The 9,711-nt window shown below is 44.9% G+C and carries 10 protein-coding genes; 9 read left to right on the plus strand and 1 reads right to left on the minus strand.

All coding sequences use genetic code 11. From position 1 onward, the window contains the following. The first annotated feature begins 456 nt into the window (after positions 1-456). The 8 genes from hisG (at position 457) to hisIE (ending at position 7,594) form a co-directional block, all read left to right on the plus strand. The gene (gene hisG / locus GFB48_RS04805; protein WP_163931921.1) at positions 457-1,353 is read left to right on the plus strand and encodes an ATP phosphoribosyltransferase; all 897 of its coding nucleotides are present in this window, start codon (positions 457-459) and stop codon (positions 1,351-1,353) included. 2 nt (positions 1,354-1,355) lie between these two features. Continuing rightward, positions 1,356-2,642, plus strand: coding sequence for a histidinol dehydrogenase (hisD, locus tag GFB48_RS04810; protein ID WP_163931923.1), 1,287 nt, complete (start codon positions 1,356-1,358; stop codon positions 2,640-2,642). Next, complete coding sequence (gene hisC / locus GFB48_RS04815) at positions 2,642-3,718, plus strand: histidinol-phosphate transaminase (protein WP_163931925.1); 1,077 nt, start codon at positions 2,642-2,644, stop codon at positions 3,716-3,718. The genes hisD and hisC overlap by 1 nt, the downstream gene beginning before the upstream one ends. Continuing rightward, positions 3,715-4,782 (plus strand): bifunctional histidinol-phosphatase/imidazoleglycerol-phosphate dehydratase HisB, encoded by a 1,068-nt coding sequence (gene hisB / locus GFB48_RS04820; protein ID WP_163931926.1) that lies wholly within the window; start codon positions 3,715-3,717, stop codon positions 4,780-4,782. The genes hisC and hisB overlap by 4 nt, the downstream gene beginning before the upstream one ends. Then, the gene (hisH, locus tag GFB48_RS04825) at positions 4,782-5,405 is read left to right on the plus strand and encodes an imidazole glycerol phosphate synthase subunit HisH (protein ID WP_163931928.1); all 624 of its coding nucleotides are present in this window, start codon (positions 4,782-4,784) and stop codon (positions 5,403-5,405) included. Before hisB ends, hisH begins: the two co-directional genes overlap by 1 nt. Continuing rightward, the gene (gene hisA / locus GFB48_RS04830; RefSeq protein WP_163931930.1) at positions 5,402-6,139 is read left to right on the plus strand and encodes a 1-(5-phosphoribosyl)-5-[(5-phosphoribosylamino)methylideneamino]imidazole-4-carboxamide isomerase; all 738 of its coding nucleotides are present in this window, start codon (positions 5,402-5,404) and stop codon (positions 6,137-6,139) included. Before hisH ends, hisA begins: the two co-directional genes overlap by 4 nt. Next, a complete protein-coding gene (gene hisF, locus GFB48_RS04835) occupies positions 6,121-6,891 on the plus strand; it encodes an imidazole glycerol phosphate synthase subunit HisF (RefSeq protein ID WP_163931933.1) in 771 nt (256 codons plus the stop codon). Before hisA ends, hisF begins: the two co-directional genes overlap by 19 nt. Positions 6,892-6,991: 100 nt before the next feature. Beyond that, on the plus strand, positions 6,992-7,594 hold the full coding sequence (gene hisIE / locus GFB48_RS04840; RefSeq protein WP_163931936.1) for a bifunctional phosphoribosyl-AMP cyclohydrolase/phosphoribosyl-ATP diphosphatase HisIE: 603 nt from the start codon (positions 6,992-6,994) through the stop codon (positions 7,592-7,594). Position 7,595: 1 nt separating this feature from the next. On the opposite strand, the gene GFB48_RS04845 is transcribed toward hisIE, so the two are convergent. Further along, complete coding sequence (locus GFB48_RS04845; protein ID WP_163931939.1) at positions 7,596-8,552, minus strand: integron integrase; 957 nt, start codon at positions 8,550-8,552, stop codon at positions 7,596-7,598. A gap of 355 nt (positions 8,553-8,907) precedes the next feature. Between GFB48_RS04845 and GFB48_RS04850 the strand changes: the two genes are divergently transcribed. Continuing rightward, positions 8,908-9,627: a hypothetical protein gene (locus GFB48_RS04850; RefSeq protein WP_163931942.1), complete on the plus strand. Its 720-nt coding sequence runs from the start codon at positions 8,908-8,910 to the stop codon at positions 9,625-9,627. Positions 9,628-9,711: the final 84 nt, after the last annotated feature.

The following is a 9,711-nucleotide window of genomic DNA, read 5'->3' on the forward strand; positions in this document are numbered from 1 at the left end:
TGCCCACCTCGGCCAAAAACTTGTGTAAATCTAGTTGCCTGCAAAAGTCTAACTCAAATAAAAACAGAGACTTGATTGTAACACTTTGAACTGAATTCTAAAGAAAAAAACCTTCAGTACTCACCGCGCTTAATTGCAACAGTTGCAAGCGAGTATTGCGATTATTGTGCTAGATTATGAATAAAATTAATTTTTAGCTTAAAAGCTTAAATACTGTTTGAAAATTGTTTTTTTGCTAGGTAGTGTAATAATCAACTAACGAGAGAAACGAAACTGTTCGTTAATTTTTAAATTATAGGAATACTCAATGACTACCGTTCGAATTGCTCACCATCATCTTCATATCATTTTTTGGTAGCCTTTCGCGCATCTGTCGGAAGGGAAACTTCTGATGGTAGATCATAAAACCCTTGGAAGTTTCCAAGGGTTTTTTAGTTTTAGGTCAAGGAAAAAGTTATGACTCAAGCAAGATTAAGAATTGCAGTACAAAAATCAGGCCGATTAGCAATCGAGTCTCAAAAGCTACTTAAAAAGTGTGGCTTAAAATTTAACGTTAACGAGCAACGCTTAATTGCCCATGTGGAAAACCTTCCTATCGATTTATTGCGTGTGCGTGATGATGATATTCCGGGTTTACTAATGGATGGCGTGGTCGATTTAGGCATTATTGGTGAGAACGTACTCGAGGAAGAAGAGCTAGAGCGTTTAGCCAGCGGTCGCAGTGCCAGCTACAACAAACTTAAGCCACTGGACTTTGGTAAGTGTCGTTTATCTTTAGCGGTGCCAAACGAATTTGATTACCAAGGGGTAAAATCCCTAGAGGGTACTCGTATCGCCACGACCTACCCTTACCTACTGCGCCGTTACATGGCGGAGCAAGGGGTAAATTATTCTGACTGTATGCTCAAAGGTTCAGTAGAGGTGGCGCCGCGTGCCGGCCTTGCTGATGGTATTTGTGACCTTGTTTCTACTGGTGCCACCTTAGAGGCCAATGGCCTAGCCGAAACCCAAGTAATATTTAAATCCACTGCGGCATTAGTACAAAAAACAGAAGCGATAGCCCCTGAGCAACAACAACTGGTTGATACCCTACTGACTCGTATTAATGGTGTGATTAAAGCCCGTGAATCTAAATACATCATGCTACACGCCCCTAAAGATAAGGTTGCTGCTGTGGTTGATCTATTACCTGGTGCGGAAAACCCAACCATTTTGCCTTTGTCTGATGGCTCGGACAAAGTGGCGATTCACGCGGTAAGCTCGGAAGACCTTTTCTGGGATACCATGGAGCAACTGCGCGACCTAGGTGCCTCTTCTGTACTAGTAATGCCAATAGAGAAAATGTTGGGGTAATCATGCAAAGCGTCCAATGGGGTGCCCTTAGCACCCAGCAGCAAAACCAGGTGTTAAGTCGGAGCCCGCTGACCAATGATCCTAAGCTTGAATCCCAAGTACAGGCCATTATTGAGTCGGTGCAAAAAGATGGTGCAAATGCCCTATTGGACTTGGCCGAACGTTTTGATGGTGCAAAGCCAGCGCAGTTGTTAGTAGAAGTCGCCAGCCTCACAACGGATATATCTTGCGAGCTTAAAGCTGCCATTAACACCGCCATTAGCAACGTTAAACGTTTCCACTGCGCCCAACAGCAACAAACCTTAGCGGTAGAAACCATGCCAGGGGTGAACTGCGAGTTACGCACTGAAGCCATTGAGTCTGTGGGTTTATATGTGCCAGGTGGCAGTGCGCCATTGATTTCAACCGTTATTATGCTGGCGGTTCCAGCCCAAATTGCCGGTTGTCAACGTATTGTACTGGCCACCCCAAAACTTCACCCTGCCATTGTTTACGCTGCTAAAGCATGCGGCGTACAACAAATACTGGTCAGTGGCGGTGCCGGAGCTATTGCTGCCCTAGCCTATGGCATTGATGGCTTAAACGCGGTGGATAAAATCTATGGTCCAGGCAACCGTTTTGTCACCATGGCCAAAACCTTGGTGTCCCAGGACGTTCAAGGTGCAGCCATTGATATGCCGGCGGGCCCATCAGAAGTGCTAGTGATTGCTGATGGGCAGGCCAATGCCGCATTTGTCGCGGCAGACTTGTTATCCCAAGCCGAACACGGCCCTGATTCCCAAGTTATTTTAGTGACCAACAGCGAAGGTACGGCAAAAAGCGTACAGGAGCAGTTGGCGCTGCAATTAGCCGCCCTACCAAGGCGTGACATTGCCCTAGGTGCCCTTGAACACAGCCGTATTATCATCACAGAATCTATTGATGAAGCGGTAAAGGTGTCTAACCGGTATGGCCCTGAACACCTAATTATTCAAACTGACAATGCCAGCGACATAGTCAGCCAAATACGCGCCGCAGGCAGTGTATTTGTGGGCGCCTATAGTCCTGAATCGGTCGGTGATTATGCCTCTGGCACTAACCATGTACTGCCGACTTATGGTTACAGTAAAACCGTATCAAGTTTGTCATTGGCGGATTTTCAACGTCGTTTTACGGTACAGACCCTAACTGAAGAGGGGTTGTTAAACCTGGCAGATTGTGTTGAAACCCTTGCGGCAGCAGAAGGTCTAGATGCCCACAAGAATGCCGTGACCCTAAGAAAACAAGCCATTTTGGCAGGGAGAAAGTAATGTCTGAGTTAACCTTTGCGCAAAAAATGTGTCGCCCAGAAATTAATGCGCTTACCCCTTATCAATCTGCCCGCCGTATTGGTGGCAATGGTGATGTGTGGATTAATGCCAATGAATCACCTAATTGTAATGGTATGGAAATGGGCATTAACCGTTATCCAGACCCTCAGCCGGAGCCATTACTCAATCGTTATGCTTCTTACGCTGGGGTTCATCCAGAGCAAATCATTGTCGGTCGCGGCGCCGATGAAGCCATTGAGTTACTTATTCGTACCTTTTGTACCCCATATAAAGACTCAGTGGCCTTTTGCAGCCCAACCTACGGCATGTATGGCATTAGCGCCCAAACCTGTGGCGTAGCGATTAACGAGTTACAGTTAGAGGCTGACTTTTCACTGCCCCAGGACTTAGCCACGCAGGCGAGCAGTTCGAAATTACTGTTTGTGTGTAACCCCAACAATCCAACCGGTACCCTGCTACCAAAGCAAGAGCTGATCGATTTGTGTCAGGCGCTGCCAAATACACTGGTGGTGATTGACGAGGCCTATATTGATTTCTGCCCGGAATATTCCATGGTGGACGAAATTAATAAGCTGCAAAATCTAGTGGTACTTAGGACGCTGTCTAAAGCATTTGCCCTTGCTGGTGCTCGAGTAGGTTTTGCCATTGCAAACGTCGATATCATCGATTGCATGTTAAAAGTGATTGCGCCTTATCCTGTGCCGGTGCCAATTGCCAAGTTAGCCACTAAAGCACTGTCAAATGTGGCCTTAGATCTGATGCACAACCAATTGCAACAAACCCTCGAACAGCGTCAATGCTTAATTGACACCTTACAACAATTGACCATATGTAACCAAGTCTGGCCGAGCGCGGGTAACTTTGTGTTAGCCCAGTTTAGCCACCCGGTTGAAGTATTTGATGCCCTGAGCGACAGCGGCATTATTGCCAGACGATACCGCACTGAACGACTTAAAAATTGCATTCGATTTTCTATTGGCTCGACGCCACACATGCGCCGAGTAAGACATACCTTAGCGACAATCAACGAACAAATTACAGGAAGTAGTCAATGAAACAGAACATTCTTTTTATCGACCGTGATGGCACCCTAGTTGAAGAGCCGCCGGTTGATAAGCAACTCGATTCCCTAGAAAAACTGGTTTTTGAACCTAATGTGATCCCTGAGCTTTTAAAGCTACAGGCGGCGGGTTACCGTTTGGTGCTCGTCAGCAACCAAGATGGCTTAGGCACTGACTCGTTCCCAGAGCAAGATTTTCAAATCGCCCACGACAAAATGCTCAGCGTATTTTCTACTCAGGGCATTCACTTTGACGCCCAGCTGATTTGCCCGCACTTTGAAGAAGATAACTGCAGCTGCCGTAAACCTAAGCTTGGCCTAGTTAAAGACTACCTGCAAAAGGGCTTAATTAACTTTGAAAAATCAGCCTTTATTGGCGACCGCGATACCGACATGCAAATGGCTGACGCCATGGGCATCAAGGGCTTTAAGTACCACCCTGAATCTTGCAACTGGGGCGATATAACTAAAGCCCTACTAGAAGCGCCAAGGGTAGCGTCGCTTACTCGCAATACCCGTGAAACCCAAATCCAAGTAGACGTAGATTTGGATGCCCCGGCATCAATAACAGTTAATTCTGGTATTGGCTTTTTTGATCACATGCTGGAACAAATTGCTACCCATGGCGACTTTGCATTGTCGGTTAACATGACGGGTGATTTACACGTAGACGATCACCACAGTGTTGAAGATGTTGCCCTAGCCATTGGTGAAGCCATCCGCAACGCCCTTGGCGACAAACGTGGCATCGGTCGTTTTGGCTTCTCATTACCTATGGATGAAGCCCAAGGCCACTGCCTGATGGATTTATCTGGTCGCCCTTTCCTTAAATTTGAGGCAGATTTTGACCGCGAAATGGTCGGCCAAATGTCCACAGAAATGGTCGGTCACTTCTTTAGAAGCCTAGCCGACGGCCTGCGCGCTACCCTGCACTTAAAAACCATTGGTGATAACGATCACCACAAAATTGAAAGTCTATACAAAGCCTTTGGTCGCACCCTACGCCAATGCATTAAAGTTGAGGGCGATGCCCTGCCTAGCTCTAAGGGAGTGTTGTAATGCCTAGCCAACAAGCAGGCGGTGTTAATGGTGCTAAAGTCACCATTATTGATACCCAATGCGCCAACTTAGCCTCGGTTCGTTATGCGTTTGAGCGCCTTGGGGCTAGTGTCACCCTAAGTAACGATCCTAGGGTTATCGAGCAATCCGAACGCTTAATTTTACCAGGTGTCGGCAGTGCCAACGCTGCTATGGCTAAAATTTCTGAGCTTGGTCTGGCTGATACCCTTACCAGCTTAACCCAGCCAGTGATGGGCATTTGCCTAGGCATGCAGTTAATGACTAAACGCTCCGATGAAGGGAGGCAAGACTGTTTAGGGCTAATTCCAACCGAAGTGGTTGAATTTGAACCTGCGGGTTTGCCGCTGCCACAAATGGGTTGGAATACCATTAAAGACCTAGAACACCCGGTATTTGCTGGCATTGAAGATGGCAGCTATGTGTACTTTGTACACGGCTATTGTGCGCCAATCAGTGACTACACAGTAGCCAGCAGCGACTATGGCCAACGCTTTAGCGCTGCCATTGCTTATAACAACTTTATTGGCCTACAGTTTCACCCAGAAAAATCCGCCGCCGTGGGCGAGCAAATTTTGACTAACTTTTTAAGGTGGCAAGGATGATCATTCCAGCAATTGATTTAATTAATGGTCAAGTAGTGCGTCTTTATCAGGGTGACTACAACCAAAAAACCGAATTTAAATTATCACCTCTACAGCAACTTAAAAGCTACCAAGATCAAGGTGCAGCGCTGTTGCACATTGTGGATTTAGATGGCGCTAAGGATCCCGCTAAACGCCAGATCACGCTGATTAAAGAATTAGTAGCAGGCCTAGACGCACCTGTACAGGTGGGTGGTGGCATTCGCTCGATTGAGCAGGTACAAGAGTTACTGGATATCGGCGTTAAGCAGGTGGTAATTGGCTCCCTTGCGGTCAAACAGCCAGATTTGGTGCAACAATGGTTCGGCCAATTTGGCGCCGATAAAATCGTGCTCGCCCTTGATGTCAACATTAACGATAAAGGCGAGAAAAACGTAGCGGTATCGGGTTGGACCTCAGACTCTGGGGTGTCTATTGAAACCGTATTAGCCAACTTTATCCCACTAGGGCTAAAGACTGTGTTAGTGACTGACATTTCTCGCGATGGCACCTTAGAAGGTTCCAATACCGATCTGTACCGTGAATTGGCCCGTGAATACCCTAACATCACCTGGCAAGCCTCTGGCGGCATTGCCACTTTAGATGATGTTGCCGATGTACGTGACTCAGGTGCCAATGGCATCATTATTGGTAAGGCACTGTTGATTGAAAACTTCAACGTACAGGAGGCAATCACATGCTGGCCAAACGCATAATCCCCTGTCTAGATGTCCGTGATGGTTTAGTGGTTAAGGGGGTGCAATTTCGTAACCATGAAATTATTGGCGATATTGTGCCATTGGCCGAGCGCTACGCCAATGAGCACGCCGATGAACTGGTGTTTTATGACATTACCGCATCATCGGATAGGCGGGTGGTGGATAAATCTTGGGTGGCGCGTATTGCCGAAAAGATTAACATTCCATTTTGTGTAGCTGGCGGCATTAAAACCATTGAAGGCGCACGCCAAATTTTGGCCTATGGTGCCGATAAAATATCGGTAAACAGCCCTGCACTGTCTGATCCTAGTCTTATCGAACGCTTAAATGATGAATTTGGTCGCCAATGTGTGGTGGTGGGGATTGATTCCTTTCAAGCTGAGAACGGCGATTACCAGGTAAAACAATTTACCGGCAGTGAAGCCGCAACTAAAACCACCAGTTGGCACACCTTAGACTGGGTAGAAGAAGTGCAAAAACGTGGCTGCGGTGAAATCGTACTTAATGTGATGAACAAAGACGGCGTGCGTGATGGTTATGATTTAACCCAACTTACGAAAGTGCGCAGCGTCTGTGACGTGCCGTTAATTGCTTCAGGTGGTGCTGGTACCATGGCCCACTTTGCCGATGCTTTTAATACGGCCAAAGTCGACGGCGCCCTCGCTGCCTCAGTATTCCACAAAGGCATTATTGATATCAGCGAATTAAAACAATTTCTGCGTAGCCAAGGAATTGAGATCAGGAAATAGATATTTCAGGGTGCGAGGCATCATACTCCTAGCACCCTAAAAGTCACGCAGTGACGCCCTCGCTTCCTAGTAAAGCGAAGCGCCCTGTTTAAGGAATATTATGGTAAACATAGATAAAATTGATTGGCAGAAAGTAGATGGCATGCTGCCGGTTATCGTGCAAGACAACTTAAGTGCCCAAGTATTAATGCTGGGTTACATGAACATTGACGCCCTAAACACCACATTAGAGCTCGGTAAAGTGACCTTTTTCTCACGCACCAAACAGCGTTTATGGACTAAAGGCGAAACATCAGGGGATTTCTTAGAAGTAAAATCCATGGTGGTAGACTGTGATAATGATACTTTACTTATCCAAGCTAATCCGGTTGGCCCAACGTGTCATTTAGGCAATGTTTCTTGCTTTGATGACATTGATGCCCAAGGCTTTTTAGGTAAGCTTGAAACGGTTATCGCATCGCGCCAAGGGGACGATCCAAAATCCAGCTATACCGCATCATTGTTTGACCGTGGTACCAAACGCATCGCCCAAAAGGTGGGCGAAGAAGGCGTTGAATGTGCCCTCGCCGCTACCGTCAATGACACTGACGAACTGGTAAACGAAGCCTCCGATCTTATGTATCACCTACTGGTATTACTAAAAGCTCAAGGCCTATCCATGCAAGATGTGTTGGCTAACCTTGAGCAACGTCATAATAAATAGCCTACCTGTCAATCGGGCTTACCAAGCCCGATTGGTTTAACCCTGCCGCATGGGTGTATATTTGTGTGGTTTTTAAGTCGCTATGTCCTAACTGTTCTTGCACACTCCGAATATCCGCCCCATGAACTAACAGTTGAGTGGCAAAGGTATGACGAAAAGTATGTGCCGTGACTATTTTAGTAAGATTAGCCACTTTAACTGCTTGCCTTAACGCCTTGCCAAATGCCGTTGGGTGAATATGATGCCGACATATATAACCATCATGGGGATGCACACATCGGCCCGTTGATGGAAACAAATATTGCCAATGGAACTGCTTTAAACTTTGTTTGTACTTCCTAAACAATGAAGCTGGCACCGAGGTGTAGCCAAAACCAGCATCAAGATCATCAGCATGTATTTCCCTTACCCTATCTATTTGCTGCTTTAATGGGTCAATAAGAGCTTCTGGTAAAATGCACATTCTATCTTTTTGGCCTTTGCCCCTAAAAACAAAGATAGTGCCGCTATGAATATCAATATCTTTAACCCGCAGACGCAAGGCTTCATTCAAGCGTAAACCACTGCCATATAAGATACTGGCGATTAGCTGATGTTCACCACGTAATAACTGAATAACCCGTTTAGCCTCCTCTGCAGATAATACCTGCGGCACCCTAGTCGGCCCTTTCGCATAAGGAAACTGTAAATTTTCTGTCTCTGTCTTAAGCACATGCTTATAGGCAAACACTAAAGCGCAGAGTGCTTGCTTTTGCGTGCTGGCACTGACTTTTCTTTGACTGCTTAAATAATATAAGAACCGTTCAACATGGGTTGGCGTCAATTCACCTGCTGATCTAACACCGCAATAGCGAATAAAATACCTCAGCCAATACAAGTAAGACTTTTCAGTTTGCAAGCTATAGTGACGAACTCTAATTTGCTCTCTTACTGCCGCAATAAAACCAAGATTTGCCATGCTCTCACCTCAAACTCACCAATCACAAAATACTGTACATATATACAGTTATAACTGATTTTGTTATTTTTGCGAGAAAACAGAGCCAAAAATCGATTATTTAAGTCTCGATAATCTTCTAAAATTAAGCTAAGTCATTGATTAACATGAAAAGTGCCTTGGGATGTAGGGAAACCCTACATCAACCGTCTCGTTTTTGCCGAGCCTGATTTTCAGTTTTTCTTGCCTTAGTGATAAATTTGTACTTTATTTCAACAGCTTAAAATGACATATTATTTGTAAGTTAAATTTATAAAGGCAGTTTATCGAGCTTCCGCTTAATAAGCTGTTAGAGTTTCAAGCATGGAGTCGCTGATTGATTAAATATTTAGCTTTTATATTTTTAGGGCTTATATCTTTAGTGGTCTTTTTGGTAATTGGCCTTTGGGGGTTTTACACTTTTGTAGAAATTAACAATACTATCGATAGTGATGGCGGTTACGGATTTAACATTGGTGATTCGAAAGCAGTAAGTTATCAGAAAGCAAATAGCCTAATCGAACAAGGGGAATTGATTGGATTCGATTACGTTTACCCAAAAGAAACATATAATCTTACGTATAGCCCTCAAAATGTTGAACGCGTTAAAGAGCATTTTCACCGCTGGGACTATTGGGTTCTAACTGGTGTAGAAACACTCCAATCAGAACGAGTTGATTTTGGGTTTGAGAATGGTGTACTCAATAAAATTAGAGATGTTGGTAACGGTGATTACATTTCTCTTGATAAATGGCCACTTAAAATATCTAAAAGTTCTAGCAAAGTTGAGATTGGAGATACTTATTCGATTGTTTATGAAAAGTTACTAACGATTAATAAGGCTTACCCTAAATTAAGAATTGAGGCAGCTAATTTAAGTACTTACAGGTTACCTTCAGGTGCGTTAGCTGAAGAGTATTATTTAGTAAAAGATTATACTAATTGGAATTTCAGAGTTAGTTCTAACTTTTTCAGTAATAGTATTACTCTTACGTTCAATGAAAATGATGAACTAATAAAAATTCACCGAAATAGATATGCTTTTGAGTTGCCATAAGAAACTCTAACAAATAAGGATAGGCCGCGCGCAGCCGCGACCTTATCCCGATTGTTGAACAAGCCCGAAGCTAGATGAGTCTGC

Origin of the sequence: Paraferrimonas sp. SM1919 (assembly GCF_010993985.1) — a bacterium.
Classification (GTDB): domain Bacteria; phylum Pseudomonadota; class Gammaproteobacteria; order Enterobacterales; family Shewanellaceae; genus SM1919.